Origin of the sequence: Methanobrevibacter sp., from assembly GCF_045541095.1 — an archaeon.
In the GTDB taxonomy this organism is placed as follows: domain Archaea; phylum Methanobacteriota; class Methanobacteria; order Methanobacteriales; family Methanobacteriaceae; genus Methanocatella.
Map to the genome: position 1 here is coordinate 1 of NZ_JAZQIJ010000179.1, position 19,342 is coordinate 19,342.

A 19,342-nucleotide genomic window follows, 5' to 3' on the forward strand; every position below is an offset into this window, starting at 1 on the left:
TTTTTTAAAAAATCATTTCAAATTAAATTTAATATATTAATACTTTATTAAAGTTTAGATTAATAAAATTTAAATATACTTTATGACAAAAATAAGTTTCATGTAATCAAGTTACTTGATTACATTAATTTATAGGAGTCGAAACTTTTGAAATACAATAAAATTTTATTTTTAACAATTGTTTTAATGGCTATATTATCTTTAGGAGCAGTAAGTGCTCAAGATAATGGAACTGATGATGTAACATCAGTCAGCCAAGACAATTCAATACAATTAACAATAAATGATGATTCGAAACTTAGTGACGACGCTTCAACAACATATAACAAAACAGTGTATGTTGATACTGCAAAAGGTTCAGATACCGGAGCGGGAAGTGAAGCAAGTCCATATGAAACAATAAATAAAGCAATCAGTGATGTTAATGCATCAGATAATGCTGTTATTTATTTAGGTAGTGGAACTTTCTCTGGAGATAACAATACAAATTTAAAAATTGATTTGTCCCATAGAACTTACGGTGGAAGTTTAACATTAATCGGTTCTGAAAATGGAACAACTGTGATTGATGGAAGTGGGGATTCTCCAATTTTTACTGCAATAAGCAGTGACTCAATTGTAACATTAAAAAACATCTTATTTACAAACGGTAAAGCCAACATGGGTTCTGTAGTAACTTCTGCAGGTGACTTAACTATTGATAACTGTGTATTTGAAGAAAATTATGTTACCAATTTAGGTGCTGTTTATTCTGAAAACGGTAATTTAACTATAACAAATTCCAAATTTAACAAAAATTCAGGTAACCAATATGTTGATTTATATTTCTCACATAATGGTTTAGTAACTTTAATAAACAACACATTTGAAAATGGTGTTGCAACAAGCTCCTGGGCAGATACTCCTGCAGTTTATGTAGGTACTGGTAAATCAGTTATTAGAGGAAATACCTTTAAAAATTTAACCAGCTCCCGTAGTGCAGCAGCATTAGCTGTAAGATACAATAACGGAGATAATTTTGCAAATATTACTGACAATACCTTCATAAACTGTACCTACACAGGTTCAAATGGAGGAATTGTATTTTTCCAAAATTCATATCTTAAAGGAAACAAATTCATCAACTGCACATCCAGAACATCTTTACTTTATTCTGTAACTGATTTCAATGCAAAACTTGCTTTTGAAGATGTAGCTGTCGACGGTACAAGATTTACCTTAAAAGCTAATGTGACTGATGATATGGGCAATACTGCTCAAGGTGCAAAAGTCATTTTCGCTATTGACGGTGCAAATGTTGGTACAGCAACTTCAGGTGCAGACGGTATTGCATCAATAACCGTGAACAAATTATTAGAAAATGGAGAACACACAATTTCCGGTACACAAGCATATGATAGTAAAAATACATTTGATGTAACTGTAATTAACGGTACTGCAACTGTAGACTTTGATCACACCCCTGCAGAAGTATGGGTTTCAACTGAAGGAAATGATACAACTGGTAATGGTAGTGAAGACAATCCATTCTTAACTCTTAAAAAAGCTTTAGATTATGGAACTGCAGCTACTGTAGATTTAACCGTACACATTAAAAACGGTTTATACAATGGAGCTGAAAACAGAGATTTATCCTATTCCAATGTTGGAAAAATTACTATTATCGGTGAATCCTATGGAAATGTCATCATCGATGCTGAACATGCAAAATCCGGCGATGGATGGTGGGCATCCGGATCAGACATATTCACATTTGGTCAAAACCTTGAAATCGAATTGGTTAACTTAAGCTTAATCAACTGTGAAGGTAATCCTGTAGATGCATATGGATTAACAATGAAAGATAATATTGTAATAAACTCCAGCACTATCCGTGCTCAGTCACCAAATGAAGGAGTAATCATTGACAATATAAAAATCATCAACGGAACAAATCAAGCAATCAATGCGTATAATTTAGTTTTAACCAATTCAGTGATTGAAAACTGTAATGGTAAAACTTCAACCGGTTTACTCTGGTTAACTACCAATGGCGATCGTGTAACATATTTAGAAAACAATACCTTTAAAGGCAACACAATCGAGGGTTATTCAGGTGGTGCAGCATATTATGTTCAATCTGATTTAGTAAGTATCAACAACACCTTTGATTCAAATACCGTAACTGGAACTGCATCAAATATTGCTTATGCAACAGGTAATAACATTACTTCAATCAATGACAAGTTCATTAATAATGAAGTTCCAAGTTATGTTGCTCAATATAGAAGCAATGGTAATTATGCTAGTGAAATTATTGTAGAAAACATTACTTTCATCAACAATAGGGCATCTGCAAATGGTGCAGGATTAGTTACTACCGGTGCTAATATCAAAGGCGGAAAATTCATAAACAACACTGCTGCAGGAAATGGTGGTGCAATATACTTATTAAACCACGGAAAAACAGCTCAAGTAAGTGAAATGAGCATTGAAGATGTTACTTTTGAAAATAATACTGCAGCTTGCGGAAATGATATATTCATTGCTCCAGGTCAAGGAAACAATGTATTTGCAAACTTAACTGATTTAACAATCACTGCAAACAGTAAAAATGTAACTGAATTATCAGATATCATAACCGTAACCGTATCCCACCCATCAGGTGCAATCATTGGAGGAGGTCAAGTAACCTTCTACTTTGACGGAGATATAATCGGTAAGGCTGATTTAATCAATGAAAACGCAACCTTGGAATATGTTGGATTTAAAAATGATACCGAATATAAATTTACCAGCGTTTATGAATATGCAACCGAAAATGATACTTATGTGGATGGCGTTATCTCTACAAACATTGCTGAAGCTTTAGACAGCATTGAATTATATGTATCTGACAGCCTTGGTGATGATGAAAACGGAACTGGTAGTGAAGACAACCCATTCAAATCCATTTCTAAAGCATTAAGCGAAGGTTATACTAAATCCACAAACATTACTGTTCATGTTTTAGAAGGCAATTACACCGGTGAATTAAATACCAATTTAAGAATTCCAACAACAGTTGACGTATTGCTTGTAGGTGCAGGTGCAGACAAAGTTATTATCTCAGACAGTACTGCTGATTACTTCATTACTGCTTTAGCAGGTAATGCTAAATTAACATTAGCTAATGTAACCATAAACAGAGCTGCTCGTGATACCCAATCTGCAATTTATGTTGAAGAAGGAGCAAATATGGAAATTGACAATGTCAAATTCATTGGCGGACAAGGTAACTACGGTGGAGCTATCAATACCGCAGGTACTTTAACTATAAACAACTCTTATTTCTTCGATAACGGTTATGGAGACGTAGCCAAAAGAGCAAATGCATATTACGGTGGAGCAATTTACAATGATGGTATTTTAATAATTGATAATTCAACATTCGAAGCAAACCATGCAGGCAGATTATCCACAATTGCAAACCAAGGCACATTATACATGAAAAATTCAAAAGTAATTGACAGTCTTGACGCTTACGCTATGAATATGGACTTAGTTGCTATCGGTGCATTTGGTGGTCAAAAAGGTAACATAACAATAGAAAACACTATTTTCACAGTTACCAACAGAACAGTTGATGAATTGTCCAAACGCATATACATGCCACAAAATTCATTAACCTGTCTTGCAATCGGATCCTGTGAACATGTAACAATTATCAACTCTACATTCGAAGATCAAGGTGGAAGATACACTCCAAACGCATTTGGTGGAATCAACTCCTGGAACCTTGCAGGAGGAGGTTATACTATGGTACCTGGAGATATTGAAGTATATAATTCCACATTCAGAAATTTACAGTCTGTAAGCTTATTCTACACAAGAAGTGATGGTACTTCATACCACTCTCACAGAGTATTTGACGGATGTTTATTTGAAAACGTCGAATATATAATTGCAGCTCTCAACTCAGGTAATTTCTCAGTAGACATACACAATTCTGTTATTTTATCAGACGATATTTCCAAAATAGGAATTGCAGCTGGTAAAACTATTGATATGGATATCTCCGACAACTGGTGGGGAAGCAACAACGCTACATTCAAAAACGCTACAATTGGAACTTCAAATTTCATTTCAAATTACGTTTTAAAAATCAGAGAAATCAGCTCAGAAGTAGTTAACCCTGAAGATTACTTAGTTTTAACATTAAACCAAACTGCAAATGGTGTTGAATTAGCATTCAAATCATTCGATGGTGAAAATTTAGCTGATTATGAAGGAAGTTTACCTGCTAGAGAATTCACAATGAATGCTACTGGTGCTGTTTTAGGAATTAATAACGGAACTATTGCAAATAAAGTTTCAACATCTGTTGCTGTTGACGGTGAAAGTTATGAAATTGAAGCAACTGTTGACAATCAAACTGTAAATTTAACTGTTATAAGAAAAGACACTCAAATAAGCATTGATGCAATCAACAATGATTTAAGTATTAATGGTACATTAACTGACATTGAAGGTAATCCTATAAGCAATGCAACTGTTTCATACGAAATCGGTGATGTTAAAGAAAATGTCACCACTGACGAAAACGGTAACTTTAACATTCCATGTGTTGCTAATGGTGATGTATTAATCAAATTTGAAGAAACAGGTAATTATTTTGCTAGCAATAAAACTTTCACATTTAACGGTGTTGTAAAAGAAAATTCAACTACTGTAATTATAGTTCCTGAAGAAATCAAAATTGGAGACGATGTAGCTATTTTCATTTCCGTTGAAAATGCAACAGGTAACCTTACCCTTGTTGTTGATGGTGTCGTGAATGTATTACCATTAGAAGATGGTATTGCAACTTACATCATGAATGCTGTTCCTGCAGGTGAACATTCAATTGTTGCTGTTTACTCTGGAGACGACGCTCACAACCCATCATATAACGTGACAAGCTTCAATATTGAAGTATTCGCTACTGAATTTGCAAATCTCACTCTTGACGGAAGCGGATTCATTGACGGTGTTTTAGTAAACAACCTCGGTGACGCAATGAACAACACAAATATATCCTACACTTTAGATGGTGTAAACTACAACACTACAACTGACGAATATGGTGCATTCCTAATAAACATTAGTGGAAGTTCTGCTGTCGAACTGTCATATGCTGGTGACGATTACTTCTTGCCAACTAAAATTTCCATTAAATTAGAAAATGTTGCCCCTACAAGGGATTCAACTGTAATTGTCGGAAACAACTACACACAATATGCAGTCGACTATTATGCAGGTGAAAGAGGTCAAAACTTCACAACACAACTTGTTGATATGATGGGTAACCCTCTTGTAAACAAAACTGTCTTTATCGGTGTTAATGGTGTAATGCGTGAAAGAACAACCGACGCAAACGGTTTCACAAGTGTACAAATCAACTTCAAAGATGCAAACAGACTCACATTCGCTGTAGCATTCTTAGGTGATGAAAATTACAACGCAACCATGCAAGTATACCTGATTATCATCGAGAAAAAACCTGTAACCATTACAGCTCCGGCAAAAACATACAAAGCTACTGCAAAAACCAAAAAATACACAGTAACTTTAAAAACCATAAAAGGAGCATCTGCAGACGGTAAAACTTACTTTGGTGCAGGTAAAAAAGTCACCATGAAAATCAATGGTAAAACCTACACAGCAAAAACAAACGCTAAAGGTCAAGCAACATTCAGCCTTAAAATAACCAAAAAAGGCAAATTTGCAGCAACCATTAAATATGCAGGTGACACCACCTACAAAGCAGTAAGCAAATCTGTAAAAATAACAATTAAATAGTGAGATTAAATTCTCACTAACTTTTTCTTTTTTTAGTCTACTTGAATATTTCTTAAAGAAAACTTTATAAATAATATTTTACAAAAATATCTATTATCTTTTAGTAATTAAACATATGTTTAAATGCTATTGGTGTTTATTTATCCAGTGGAGGTGATAGGTATAAGATTTAATGTGAAATTATTCATTGGATTAATGATTATCTGTTTTATAATTTCACTGTCTTCAGTTTCAGCTGTTGACTTAAATGCTACTTATGAAACTTCAGGCAATTTAACTGAGCTAAGTGTAGCAAACGATCTTACATTAAATGAAATTGAAGATGAAGTTCCTGATGAACCTGATTTGGTAGTAAATGATACTATCTATATTGATTCAGATAATTTCGATGACTATTTCACAAATGGTATTTTAAAGTCAAGATTTAGTGATAAAACCTTGATATTCAATCAGGATTTTGAAAATCTTGGTAGATTAATTATTCATGCTAATAACGTGACAATCAAAGGCATTGGATATGACCTGAAAAATACTGTCTTCCAAATTGATGCAAAAGATGTAACATTAACTGATATAAATTTGGATTTGGATAGTCAGTTCGCCAATAATGACGGTGCTGCTATTGAAATTCTATCAGACTATGTTAATTTAATAAACGTTAGTATAAATTATGTTGTACCTCAAAATGTAGAGGCATATGGAATTTTTGCTCAAGGAACTCCTGACAATCCTTTAAGGAACTTAAAGATTCGCAATTCCTATATAAATTTTGAAGGGCATAATGATGATGTTAATGTTTATAATTGTGCTATGAAATTATTGGATTGTAAAGATGCATTAATTGAGAATAACATGATAATCTCTGCCTTGCCTCTGAAAGACATCATTTTTGGAGCTGACGGTGCAGAACTTGCATCTGATTTGGTTTTAACAGTCGGTATTGAAGGTTGTGACAACATAACTTTCACAGGCAACAGTCTTTTTTCCGAAGTGAACAAAAGGCCTGAACATTCATATCCGTCTCTGGATTGCATGCTGATAAGTAAATCGGATAATTCATTAATCTGTAATAATTCCATATTTATGACAGACTTCTTGACATATCCTGGTATAGACAATTATCTTTATGGTTTGGACATCTATAATTTGAACAATCTCACCGCTTGCCACAATAAAATTTCCATTATAACAACAGGAGGTAAGCTGGCCGCAGGTACTGCATATCCGATTCAGATTACAGGTCCGATCTATCAGGTAAACATTACTGAAAATGATTTGTATTCATTTTCCAATGGTCCGAATATCGGTGTTTATTCCCAAAACTTCTATGGGGAAACTACTTTGTCCATTACAAACAACAGAATTAATGTAACTGGATTAGCAGGAACTCATGAATGGGCTTTGGTAGCCGGAATCGAGTCACAAGATTCTCATTCAACAATTTTAAACAACACTATCGAAGTTCACAGTGTAGGTGACGTGTCCATCGATGATAACATATATGGAATAAGTTATCGTCAAAGCACAAACGGAGACCACCAGTACAATATTCAAAACAATACTGTATTCAGTGATGGTTATTATGCCGTAAATTTATTGAGTTCAGTTGATTCGAAGGTAATTAATAATTTATTAGTTTCCTATAATTCTAAAGTAAAAGACGGAAACGGAGGATTCAAATATTGGGATGTAAATTCTCATAAGGGTCTGGAATTTTACAATAATCAAATAATGAAAGCATTTGATTATTTCGCATTAAATAACAATAATATTGACAACGGTGATAAGAACGATTACTCTACACCAAGGAATAACAAAGGTATTACAAATAAAATTGATGGATCCAAGCTTTCAACCGGTGAAGAAGAAAGCAAATATTCATTCAATCCACTGATTCCCGGAACTTCAAAAGAGCAGGGCTCAACAGATTCTAAGGATAGTGAATCTGGAGATGATGAAACATCAAAAACAGATGATACTCACTTCGGTCCTTCTGAGCAGGGAAGTTCAAGTGGAAATTCATCAAAATCTAATCAAATGTCTTTAAAAGACTTTTTGATTAATTTCATCAATTCCAATACTGAAGGTGGAAATGTAAACACTACTTCATACAATGGTCAGAACACAAATGTCAATGTTCAGTCAAACCAGAGTGATGCAACTCCATCTGCTGAAGGAACTGAAAGTGCTGCAAGTCAGTCTAAATCATCTGCAGCTGCGGATTCTTCAGCTATCGGTGAATCTGATGGTGTAAGTAAAAAAGTATATGAAATCGATGAAAAAAGTGATGATAAGTTCATTCCATCAGTATTTTTCATTATTCCCGTATTAATATTGTTGTTTATTGGAATTTGGCGTAAAAAATCAAATTTTAATCAAAATTAGTTGTTTTAACTAATTCTCTTTTTTTTATTTTTAACTCATTTCTAGATAATTTTATATATTCTGCTTTTCATAACTAAACATATCATTGACAAATGATAAAGTATAAAGTGAAATTAAATTTTTATTGGGGAATAAATTTGAAAATTAATAAAATAATATTTACATTGTTCCTTTTGTTCATTGTTCTGATGATTTCAGCTGTTAGTGCTGAAGAGATGGGATTTAACGAAACAACTAATATCTCAGTTCCGTTTGATGGCTCATCAGACGATGTTCTGGAGGGACATTCAATTTATGTTGATACCAGAGGTAAGGATTCACGTGACGGATCTTCCGAAAGTACAGCAATCAAAACAATTAAAAAAGCTATATCGATAGCAAATGAAAATGATACAATTTATCTGTCAAGCGGCAGTTTCAGTACTGTTAAGAATACTAAACTGACAATTGATAAATCTTTGAATTTTGTAGGTTCCAAAGACACTACTATCAATGGATTGAACTTGAATTATATTTTTGATATAAAGGATGGTGTGACCGTTAGCTTCAAGAATATTAAGTTCATCAACGCATATAAATCACCGGAATCCTATTCAGTTTCTTATAAACAGAGCGTATATGGTGCTGCTCTGGACATCAAGGATGCGGTTGTCACAATTGATAACTGTTCATTCATTAACTGTGTCTTGAACTATGGAACCAATGACAAGTACATTTATGGTGGTGCCATAAGCAATTTCGGAAATCTTACAATTCTCAATTCCTATTTCTACAACAACACTGCACTGTCAACTTCAGGACTCTTCTCCTATGGTGGAAGTGTTTACAATAAGGGAAAACTGGCTGTTTCCAACACAACCTTTTCAAATTCAAGAAGCGTTGATTTCGGATACGGTGGCGCAATAGCTAATGACGGTAAAACTGTAATGAGTGACAGCCACATAACAGGTTCAAGGTCCCTTCATGAATGTAAGGGATCTGCAATATATAATACTGGAGATTTCTCATTGTTTGATTCCATTATTGAAAACAACTACATTGAAAGAGGGAACTTCAATATTATCTATGGTACAATCTACAATTCAGGTACATTTACCGCACGGGGAAGTATATTCAGAAACAACACAGGATTTTATGAAACACCTATGCCATCCTACAAAGGTTCCGGAAACATCTACAATATAGGTCTTTTGAATTTGACATATAATGCATTCATGGACAATCCGGGCTTTGACGGCATCTCAAATGACATCTACTTTAACGGTGGAGATGTCATAAGTCTTGACAATAACTGGTGGAATGTCAACACAAACCCTTACAGTGACGGTTCAAAAGTTAATGTCGACAAAATCAACTCATGGCTGATTTTAAACCTCACTCCTGAATATTCTAAATTGAACATTTCAGACTCCGTAACCATATCTGCAATATGGACAAACAACATCAATTTACTGCCTCAAATCAATTTATTCCCAACATTTAACATTACTTTCAACACTTTTGTCAACGGCAATCAAATTACCCAAAACAAGCAATTGGCAGGCGGAAAAGCGGAATTCATGTTCAACTATACTCAAAATAAGGGAGGATATGATGTTGTTGCAAGTCTGGGTTCCTTTAATCAAAGTGTCATCGTTGATGTTGGAAAAGTATTGACATATGTTACATATACAGTCATTGACAATATAACCTATCTTGACGATTTAAATGTGGATGTTGAAGTATATGCCAACGGCAAACTTATTGGAGACGGTAAAGTGCTATTAAAAATAGCTGATGAAACCTACACTCTAGATTTGGTAAATGGCCGTGGAAGTATTGCAATTCCTGATTTGACCCCTCAAAAGTATGATGTGGATATAATCTATGAAGGGGATGATGACCATTTCAAGGCATTCAACAGGACTTCAGTAACCATTCAAAAGCAGGATGTTGACATTTCTCTCAGAATTCCTGAAATAAAGGTTGGTCAAAAAGGATCTGCCGTTGTCACTTTAGGTCCGAAAGGAGTTCAGGGTCAGGCCATATTGTATGTCGATGGTGTTAGAAAGAAAATTGTCTATCTGTATAACGGAGACACTACAATTTCTTTAAGCAATTTTGCAGAAGGCGAATATAACATTTCCCTTGAATTCGTTGAAACATCCTTCTATAATTCTGCAACTGTAAGCGGCATTCTGAATGTGACAAGATACGATGCTTCAATCAATATCTCTGCAGAAGACGTTAAAGTAGGTGAAAATGCAACAATAACAGTTAAAGTCTCACCCGAATCCCTTAGGGGAGAGGCTACACTGATAATCAAAGGTGAAAACAACACAATATTCATTGACGGCAGCGTTACTAATGTAACCTTAACCAATCTTCCTGCGGGACAATACAATGTTACTTTAATATTTGAAGGAGACTTGAGGTACAATACTGTAAACACTTCAACTTCATTTAAAGTCCTTAAAACTCCTGTAAACCTGACTGTTGATATCATTCAGGATGATATTAATCGCAATGGAACAGTAACTGTCAAAGTCGATCCGGTAAACTGTACCGGAGTGGTTGGTGTTTACATCAACTATAATCTCTATAAGCTAAACCTGACTGATGGTATGGCTCAATTTGATGTTAAATTCGACAAAGGTACAAACTATGTCTTTGTATTTTATGAAGGAAACAGATACTATAGTGATGCCACATACAATACTACTTTGGGCGTTGATGATGAATTCGCATTCATCGGTGAGAATTCAACAGGCTATGAATACAACGATTTCAACTACACTGTAAGGCTGATTGAAATAAACGGCATTCCGATGCCTGGCAGAATCGTTACAGTCACTTTCAACGGCAAACAGTACAACATCACTACAAACGATGACGGATTCGCTTACTTTGCATTGAATCTTGCCGGCGGAGAATATGACATTGAAGCCAGATACAAGAATTCAACTATCAGCAATAGGTTAAATGTCAAAGCAGTTGACTTCAATTTGACATCCTCCAACATAACTTATGGTGAGGATGAAATTATCATGGCTCAATTTGAAGAGGGTGTTAGAGGCAATGTCAGTTTCCTAATCGGCGATATCACTGTTGAAGTGGAAATTGTCAACGGAACTGCTACATTTAACTCATCAAGTTTCAATGTTGGAAACTATACAGTTGAAGCCAAATATCTTGACAAGACTCATGTGGCAAAATTCACTGTCGAAAAGGCGGAATTGGAGATGGATGTAAATATTGCCTCAGCAACTCCATATGTTGATGAGATAATTACTGTCCAAAATCTTAATAATGCATCCGGTGAAATAATTTTTGTATTTGGAGGAAGTGAATACAAAGTTTCAATCATCGATTCAAAAGCATTGCTCAACCTTTCAAAATTGGATGAAGGAAACTACTCAATAACTGTCAGATATCTTGGAGACAATAACTATCACGCTTCAAACAAAACCTTAAGCTTTTATGTGAAGGAATTGGCATCAGACATAATTCTCACCGTCAGCGATGAAGTTTACGGAAAGGATATTGTAGTCACTGCCGAGCTAAATGACAATGCAACAGGAACTGTAACATTCAAAGCCGGAAATCTCACAAAAAACATTACAATCTCTAATGGAAAGGCAATATGGACTTTTACAGGTCTGGATGTTGGTTCATATATCATTTCTGCAAATTATTTGGGAAATGAATATTATGTTGATTCATATAATGAAACTTCAGTCACAGTCTCTAAAGCCAATTCCACAATTGACGTATATGTCAGGGAGGTTTATTTGGGTGAAAACATCAGAATCTATGCTGATTTAAGTCCGAATGCAACAGGAAGTGTTTCATTCAGCATGATTGGATATTACTCTCCGAGAAACAAACCTATATCCAATTCACGGTCCACCTGGTATATTTCTCCATTGGATACTGGTGAATATACAGTCATTGCAAAATATGCTGGTGATAGAAATTACTATGCGTCAAATGCTACTTACATACTGTCTGTAAATCAGAAAAAAACCATAATGGTTGCCCAAATCAATGATGCGGGATTGAATGATAGGGTTATTTGTACTGTAAGTCTCAATACCAAAGACGGCATTCCGATAACTGATATTGTAAAACTAACCATCGGGGCCAAGGAATATGAAATCTACGTTTTCGATGGAAAAGGATCATTAGTCCTTGGTAAGATGGCTACAGGCAATTACACATATTCCGTTAAATATGAGGGTACGGATAATTACACTGCAGCTACTGCTGAAGGCAAGTTCAAAGTTGTCGATGATTTGTTGGATGTTAAAATATCCGCTAGTGATTTTACAAAATATTTTGGTGGAACAACTCCGTTTAAGGTAATTCTTAAAGATTCAAACGGCAACCCATTTGCAGGCCAGGACATTTTTGTCAGAATAGGTTCAACAGGCCATGACCTCTACACGGACTCAAATGGTGAAGCTTTCCTTGATATTAACCTTAATGTTGGAACTTATGAGGCTTATGTATATTTTGCAGAAACAGACAGGTATCATGAAGCATTTACAAAGGCCAATATTACTGTCCTTTCAACCCTTGAAGGAATAGATGTGATTAAAGTCTACGGAAGCGGAACACAGTACTTCGCAATATTTACTGATGCAAACGGAAATGCACTTGGAAATACAAAAGTGGTATTTACAATTTCAGGCAAATCTTATACATTAACCACCCTTCCGAACGGTATTGCAAGGATAAACATCAATTTCAAAGTTGGAAATTATGTGATATCAACTGTAAATCCTGTAACCGGTCAGAAACTCTCAAACAAAATTACAATCTATAAAAAAATTGTCGGTAAAGATGTTTCAAATTATTATGGGGCCAAAAGCATCTATAAAGTGCGTATCTATGGTGATGATGCAAAACCTGTTGGTGCCGGAAAACTTGTTGCATTCAAGGTAAACGGAAAGACATACAAAATCAAAACAGATAAGAACGGTTATGCAAAGCTTACTGTAAAACTTAAAACTAAAAAATATACTGTAACTGCCAGCTATGGTGGTGTAAAGGTATCCAACAAGATTACCGTCAAAAATGTTTTGTCTGCAAAAAACATTTCCAAAAAGAAAAACCAAAAGGTGAAATTTTCAGCTAAACTGGTCAACAGCAAAGGCAAAATCCTCAAAGGCAAAAAGATTACCTTCAAAATCAAAGGTAAGAAATACACCGCCAAAACAAACAAGAAAGGAATAGCTACAGTCACTATAAAAATCAAGTTGAAAGTAGGCAAACATAAGATTAAGGCCATTTATGGTAAATCTTCACTGACAAAGACCATAACTATTAAAAAATAGAAGTGTTTTTTAGAAAACTTGTTTTATTTTATTTTTCCATATAGATTACAATATTCAAATCATTTGTATTTTTACTAAACTTATTTGAAATTAAATGTTAATTTATTTATTTGACTATTTTTTACTTTATTCTATCAAATTATTAATTGTTATTTGTAGTATTCTGCATGAAAAATTTTATTAGTTTTTGAGACCAATTATTATTTATGATTTTTAAGATTTTAACCAAAGGCCATAAGAATGTGTCCTCAAATCACAAGTCCACCTTTGAGATTACAAAGGATCCGGAAATTGGCCCTACCGCAGATTGTATAATTGGGGTTGACATGGACAAGAGCATGCTGAACTTTCCGGATGAGTTTAAAAGGGAGATAGCCAGTTCAGATACTCGGATAGTCGTAGAACTCAGAACTGAAAACGGCTATGATGAAATTCTGGGTTATGGCCATGAGGATTTGACATTGACACATCCGACAGATATTGTCTGCAGGAAAAGTGACTACACTTGTCCTCGCACACTCATGATTAATGCAGATAAGGCGGCCAGAGACATTGATGAAACTATTGTCAATGATTTAAAAAATGAAAAAATTTTGGAAGTCACAATAAAAACGTGCAAAAAATAGTTAACTATATATAAGTTGAAAAATATATTTTTTAATAACTACTTTTGTTTTAATGCGGGGGTGGTCGAGCGGTCAAAGGCGCTAGGTTGAGGGCCTAGTGGGTCAGTCCCTTCGCGGGTTCAAGTCCCGTCCCCCGCACTACTTTTCAGAAAACTTTATCTATTTTCTCCATAAATATTATACATGAATTCTAGGGGGTTTAATATTTGAAAAAGATAATGCTTATTTTAACAATTTTTACTTTAATAACCCTATCAATGTCCTTTGTTTGTGCGAATAATGCTACAAATACTGATGTAAGTCATATCGATGATTTAGCCTCAGATATCAATTTCACAGTAGATGGGGACATTATTGACCTGGAAAATGACTATATTTCAACTAACACTTCACAAAAACACATAATAATTGAAAATTCAATAACTATAGATGGAAATGACCACACAATAGATGCAAGTGATATTCCAAGGGTCTTTTGGGTTAAGGCGGACAATGTTGTAATCAAAAATATAAATTTCGTAAACGCAAAAACAACTGGCCTTGCAGGTGGTGTTATTTCATGGTGGGGTTCAAACGGAACTTTACTTAACTGCAACTTCACAAATAATCTTGCTTCTTCAGCCGGCGGTGCCGTCTATGTGGGGGGAGACAACGCAACAATATCCTATTGTAACTTTATAAACAATTCCGCAATTACTGCGGCTGATGTAGGTCTGACCTGTGGTGACGGTTTTGATCCAACAAAACCTCATATCCAGACAGTCAACAGTGACGGAGGAGCATTATATTTGAATGGAAACAATATTTCTGTTGAAAACTGCCTGTTTGAAAATAACAGGGTGGATTTTGCTGGAGGCGCCATCAAAACCAGCTGGGGCAATAACATCAGGATTTCAAATTCCAAATTCAAAAACAACACTGCAGGCCATGGGGGCGGTGCCATTGACCTCAACGGGGACAATGTATTAATTGCGAACTCAACATTCATGGCCAATGCGCCGTTGAATCTCTTTGTAAATTCCCGCAATGCAACAGTAACCGATTCAATCTTTGATAATGAATCAAGTATAGAAGTAATGTATGACATTCGCCAGATTAATGTAAAATTCAGCTTTGCCAAAACATTCGATGAATTGGCACTTTTAATCAACATGACTCCTGAAGGCGGAATACTGGTTTTAAATGATGATTATGAATTTGTCAACGGTTCAAACAGGGGAATTCTGATTTCCAAACCAATAACAATTGAAGGTAGGGGTCATACCTTAGATGGTAAGGGACTGTCCAGAATCTTCAATGTCACTGCAGACAATGTCACAATCAGAGATGTCAACTTCATAAACGGCAAGGCAATTGCAAAATATTTCTCAATGGATATTGGTGGTGGAGCAATCTACTGGAATGGATCAAACGGTATTGTTTCAAACTGCAACTTCACACGCAATGCAATAAGGGGAATAGATGATGATCCGTTTGACAAGGAAGAGAAAATAGTCAACGAAGATGGAAGCATCACTTATATTTACAGAGTCAGGCCAATGGGTGCACATATAAGTGAAGGTGGAGCTATTGTATGGAATGGTACAAACGGAACAGTACATAATTGCATTTTCTCTGATAACAGTGTAGGATATTCTAACAGTGGAGGAGCAATCTGCTGGAGAGGAGATTTCGGAAAAATTTCCAAATCCAAATTCTACAACAATGACGCATGGGCAGGAGCTTCAATCTTCTGGAGTGGAAATGGCGGTGAGATTACTAATTCAAAATTTAGCAATGACGGAAGTATTTTTGGAAGGGATATCATGTGGTTTGGTGAAAACGGAACCATACATTATTGCAGTTTTCTCACTGAAAACAACATGAATCCTTTCTATCTGACTGAAGATATCGACATTGACTATACTTTTATAACAGACATTAAAAATGATATTAATGTGGACAGACTGTCAAATTTAAGCAATTGGGCTATTTTATTCACATCATTTCCAAGTAAGAGTTTTGTCATGAAAGGGGATTTGATAACTGTTAATTGTCAGGTGGCCATATTTAAAATTGAAGGCAATTCATCTATGGTTTTATTTTCAGCCAATCTGGTCAAAACTGCCGACAGTAACGGTATGGTCATGGTTAAATTTGTAGATGGTAAAGCTGTTATTGAGATAATTCCATTGCCTGTGATAACTTCAAAGGATCTGACTAAGTATTACGGACAATCCAAGGATTTCATGGTTCAAATTCATGAAAAAAACGGTACAATTGCCGTTAATAAATATGTCAAGTTTAAAATCGGCAAAAAAACATATTACCAAAAGACTGACAGCAAAGGTTATGCAACTTTAAAAATATCTGAAAAACCTGGAAAATATACTGTTGAGGTTCAATATCAAAATATTTCAGTGAAAAATAAAATAACCGTCAAAACAACTTTGATAACTAAAAATGTCAGCAAAAAAGTTAAAAAATCAGGCAAATTTACAGTAAAGGTTTTAAAATCAAACGGTAAAAAATATGCCAAAAAGCTTGTCAAAATCAAGTTCAAAGGCAAAACCTATAAAATTAAAACCAATAAAAACGGAATTGCTACTTTCAAATTGCCTAAAAATTTGAAAGTCGGAAAATACACAATCAAGACTATTTGCAATGGTTTGACAAATTCAAATAAGATTGTTGTCAGAAAATAGTTAAATGTATAATATATTGGTTGAGTAAGGATTTATCTAAATTTGTCCTTATTCAATTTTTAAAATATTTTTTTTCAGTTAATTTTAAATTTCATACTTTTTTTTCAAAATTACTCGTTATCTATTTATAATAAATGAATTAAAAAATTATATAAATAAAACTTTATGGTGATAAATTATGAAAGCTGTAATTCCGGCAGCAGGTTTTGGAACTAGATTTTTGCCTGCTACTAAAGCGCAACCTAAAGAGATGTTGCCTGTTTATGATAAACCTACCATTCAATACGTTATTGAAGAGGCTGTGGCTTCAGGTATTGATGATATTTTGATAGTAACAGGTAGGAATAAAAGATCAATTGAAGATCACTTTGACAAATCATTTGAACTTGAACAGACTCTGCAAAGTGCAGGAAAGGATGAGAGGTTAAAGCAAGTTCGTGCAATTACAGACTTGGCTGATATCTGTTATGTAAGGCAAAAGGAACAAAGAGGTCTTGGGGATGCAATATACTGCGCCAAAAAGCATATAGGTGGAGAACCGTTTGCGGTACTTTTAGGGGACTCCATCACAAAAGGACCTACTCCATGCACAAAGCAGCTGATTGAAGTTCACGAAAAATATGATGCATCAGCCATTTCCCTTGAAGAGGTTCCAATGAACAAGGTGGAAAGATACGGTATCATTAAAGGAACCGAAGTTGAGGATAACGTTTATAATATAGAAAAACTGGTTGAAAAGCCTTTAGCTCATCAGGCACCATCCAATTTGGCAATTATGGGCCGTTATGTTTTGACACCGGACATTTTTGACAAGATTGACGAAACCGTTCCAGGTGTAGGTGGTGAAATTCAGCTTACTGATGCCCTTCAAAAGCTTGATTCCATTTATGGAGTTACCTTTGAAGGCAAGACTTATGATATTGGTAACAGGTTTGAATGGCTTAAAACATCAATTGAGTTTGCAATGGATGATGATGAATCAAAAGGCGACCTGATTAATTACATGAAAGAAATCATAAGTGAATATGAATAGGATTTGATTTTATGCAGTATCGATTAATCAAAAAGATAGGAGTTGAAGTTTCTCCACTTGGTTTCGGTGCTATGAGACTTCCTCTTAAAAACGGTAAGATTAATCGTGAACTGGCTACAAAACAAATCTATCATGCCATTGACAATGGTGTCAATCTAATAGATACTGCATATCTTTATGGAGACAGCGAGAAGTTCCTTGGTGAAATTTTACAGGGTGAGTATAGGGATAAGGTTTTGATATCCAGCAAACTGCCATCCATTCATGTCAGGAAATATGAAGACATGGAATACTTTTTAGACGAACAGCTCAAAAGGCTCCAGAGAGATTGCATTGATTTTTATCTGATTCATTCTGTTGATTTGAAAACTGTCAACAGGCTGCTTAAACGTGGACTGTTTGAATTTTTAAGCAAGGCCAAACGTGAAGGAAAAATAAAGTATGTCGGTTTTTCCTACCATGGGGTAAAAGAAGAGTTCGATCTGCTCATTGACGGCTATGACTGGGATGTAGTGATGGTCCAGTATAACTATTTTGATGACAACGTCCAGGCAAGCGTTGAGGGAATCGAGTATGCCGCATCCAAGGGAATGGGTATTTTTGTAATGGAACCATTAAAAGGAGGAATTTTAGCTGGAAAGATGCCTAAGGATGCTGAAGAAATATTTAAAAATGCGGATTCCACAAAAACCACCGCTCAATGGGCTCTGCAGTGGGTTTTAAATAATCGCAATGTCAGTTGTGTATTTTCTGGAATGAATTCAATTGAACAGCTTGAAGATAATCTTGCTGTTGCCGAAACTACTGTCCCGATGTCGATGACCTTTGAAGAGCTCGAAACAGTTGAAGCCGTAAAAAGGGTGATGAAAAATTCACTTAAAATCAACTGCTCTACCTGCGGATACTGCATGCCATGTCCGCGTGATGTAAACATTCCTGAATGTCTCAAGATTTATAATGAAAAATACCTATTTGGTCATAAGGGTTTTATCAATCCTGCATTTATGGACTATTACCAGTATGTTGGAGGCATAATGGGCAAAGCAGGTAATGCGGGCCTTTGCAATGGTTGTGGAAAGTGCCTTAGGAAATGCCCTCAAAAGCTGGATATACCTGCTGAACTTAAAAAAGTTAAAAAGGAATTTGAACTTCCTGGATTGAAATATATACTGCCTGTTGCTAAGACTATTGGTATTCCTGCCTATAAGCAGATTACAAAACTTTTAAACCGTTAATTGTATCGTAGGTTTTGATACAGCTTTATTCTTATTTTGTCTTCAATTTTTAACCATTCAAGTGACAGTTTGAAGTTGATTCCTTCGCTCCATATTTTTTCTTTAACAATGTCACTTACTTCAGTAAAATGCCTGTTTTTTGTTTGCTTTTTGAAGTAATCGTAGTAGTCATATGGCATTCAAATCACCTTAAATTTAAATTTAATTTTTAATATTTAATTATATTCTATTTAAAGCTTGTTGAAGCCATATGACAAAATTG

At 34.9% G+C, this 19,342-nt stretch carries 8 protein-coding genes and 1 tRNA gene; 8 read left to right on the top strand and 1 reads right to left on the bottom strand.

Annotated elements, in window-relative coordinates; translation table 11 throughout:
* The first annotated feature begins 186 nt into the window (after window positions 1-186).
* The 8 genes from ACKI2P_RS07405 (at window position 187) to ACKI2P_RS07440 (ending at window position 19,080) form a co-directional block, all read left to right on the top strand.
* Window positions 187-5,799 (top strand): beta strand repeat-containing protein, encoded by a 5,613-nt coding sequence (locus ACKI2P_RS07405; RefSeq protein ID WP_407376422.1) that lies wholly within the window; start codon window positions 187-189, stop codon window positions 5,797-5,799.
* Window positions 5,800-5,994: 195 nt separating this feature from the next.
* Window positions 5,995-8,184, top strand: coding sequence for a right-handed parallel beta-helix repeat-containing protein (locus ACKI2P_RS07410; RefSeq protein ID WP_407376424.1), 2,190 nt, complete (start codon window positions 5,995-5,997; stop codon window positions 8,182-8,184).
* Between the two features lie 137 nt (window positions 8,185-8,321).
* Window positions 8,322-13,502 (top strand): Ig-like domain repeat protein, encoded by a 5,181-nt coding sequence (locus ACKI2P_RS07415; RefSeq protein WP_407376425.1) that lies wholly within the window; start codon window positions 8,322-8,324, stop codon window positions 13,500-13,502.
* 206 nt (window positions 13,503-13,708) lie between these two features.
* Window positions 13,709-14,128, top strand: coding sequence for a DUF371 domain-containing protein (locus tag ACKI2P_RS07420; protein ID WP_407376427.1), 420 nt, complete (start codon window positions 13,709-13,711; stop codon window positions 14,126-14,128).
* A gap of 54 nt (window positions 14,129-14,182) precedes the next feature.
* Window positions 14,183-14,266, top strand: a tRNA-Leu gene (locus ACKI2P_RS07425).
* 68 nt (window positions 14,267-14,334) lie between these two features.
* Complete coding sequence (locus ACKI2P_RS07430) at window positions 14,335-16,812, top strand: right-handed parallel beta-helix repeat-containing protein (protein ID WP_407376429.1); 2,478 nt, start codon at window positions 14,335-14,337, stop codon at window positions 16,810-16,812.
* 178 nt (window positions 16,813-16,990) lie between these two features.
* Window positions 16,991-17,845 (top strand): UTP--glucose-1-phosphate uridylyltransferase GalU, encoded by an 855-nt coding sequence (gene galU, locus ACKI2P_RS07435; protein ID WP_407376431.1) that lies wholly within the window; start codon window positions 16,991-16,993, stop codon window positions 17,843-17,845.
* A gap of 11 nt (window positions 17,846-17,856) precedes the next feature.
* A complete protein-coding gene (locus ACKI2P_RS07440) occupies window positions 17,857-19,080 on the top strand; it encodes an aldo/keto reductase (protein WP_407376433.1) in 1,224 nt (407 codons plus the stop codon).
* Here the strand turns inward: ACKI2P_RS07440 and ACKI2P_RS07445 are convergent.
* Window positions 19,077-19,259: a hypothetical protein gene (locus ACKI2P_RS07445; RefSeq protein ID WP_407376435.1), complete on the bottom strand. Its 183-nt coding sequence runs from the start codon at window positions 19,257-19,259 to the stop codon at window positions 19,077-19,079. The two genes, ACKI2P_RS07440 and ACKI2P_RS07445, sit on opposite strands and share 4 nt — an antisense overlap.
* Window positions 19,260-19,342: the final 83 nt, after the last annotated feature.

Excerpts from the sequence above, each read along its gene's own strand:
- ACKI2P_RS07445 (WP_407376435.1), bottom strand. The coding sequence starts at position 19,259 with ATGCCATATGACTACTACGATTACTTCAAAAAGCAAACAAAAAACAGG.
- ACKI2P_RS07440 (WP_407376433.1), top strand. The coding sequence starts at position 17,857 with ATGCAGTATCGATTAATCAAAAAGATAGGAGTTGAAGTTTCTCCACTT.
- ACKI2P_RS07420 (WP_407376427.1), top strand. The coding sequence starts at position 13,709 with ATGATTTTTAAGATTTTAACCAAAGGCCATAAGAATGTGTCCTCAAAT.
- galU (WP_407376431.1), top strand. The coding sequence starts at position 16,991 with ATGAAAGCTGTAATTCCGGCAGCAGGTTTTGGAACTAGATTTTTGCCT.
- ACKI2P_RS07410 (WP_407376424.1), top strand. The coding sequence starts at position 5,995 with ATGATTATCTGTTTTATAATTTCACTGTCTTCAGTTTCAGCTGTTGAC.
- ACKI2P_RS07405 (WP_407376422.1), top strand. The coding sequence starts at position 187 with ATGGCTATATTATCTTTAGGAGCAGTAAGTGCTCAAGATAATGGAACT.